Genomic DNA, 643 nt, shown 5'->3' on the forward strand with positions numbered 1-643 from the left:
GCCGCGGTGAATACGTTCCCGGGTCTTGTACACACCGCCCGTCACACCACGAGAGTTTACAACACCCGAAGTCGGTGGGGTAACCCGCAAGGGGGCCAGCCGCCGAAGGTGGGGTAGATGATTGGGGTGAAGTCGTAACAAGGTAGCCGTATCGGAAGGTGCGGCTGGATCACCTCCTTTCTATGGAGACTCGGTTCTGCGAAGAACCAGTCAAGCTTCCTTCACTCGTGTTCAGTTTTGAAAGGGCAACCTTTCAATGTAAGCTGGCGAATCTTGCGATTCGCAGCGTGTTCCTTGAAAACTAGATAACGAAACAAGAAGTAACAAACGCGTGATTTAACTTAGAAATCCAACTCACCATTTGTGCAAACAAATATGAGATGTAATTTCTAGCGGTTAAGCTAGAAAGAGCACACGGAGGATGCCTAGGCGCTAGGAGCCGAAGAAGGACGTGGCGAACGACGAAATGCCTCGGGGAGCCGTAAGCAGGCTTCGATCCGGGGATGTCCGAATGGGGGAACCCGGCTGTGGTAATGCGCAGTCACCTTGTAGTGAATACATAGCTGCAATGGAGGCATACCCAGGGAACTGAAACATCTAAGTACCTGGAGGAAAAGAAAACAAAAGTGATTCCGTCAGTAGC

General features: G+C 51.2%; 2 rRNA genes. Both read left to right on the forward strand.

Annotated features, from left to right (window positions below):
- Nucleotides 1–180, forward strand: a 16S ribosomal RNA gene (locus B5M42_RS25090); the annotation flags it as partial.
- Nucleotides 181–394: 214 nt separating this feature from the next.
- Nucleotides 395–643 (forward strand): 23S ribosomal RNA (locus B5M42_RS25095); the annotation flags it as partial.

Source organism: Paenibacillus athensensis, from assembly GCF_004514475.2.
Lineage (GTDB): Bacteria > Bacillota > Bacilli > Paenibacillales > NBRC-103111 > Paenibacillus_AL > Paenibacillus_AL athensensis.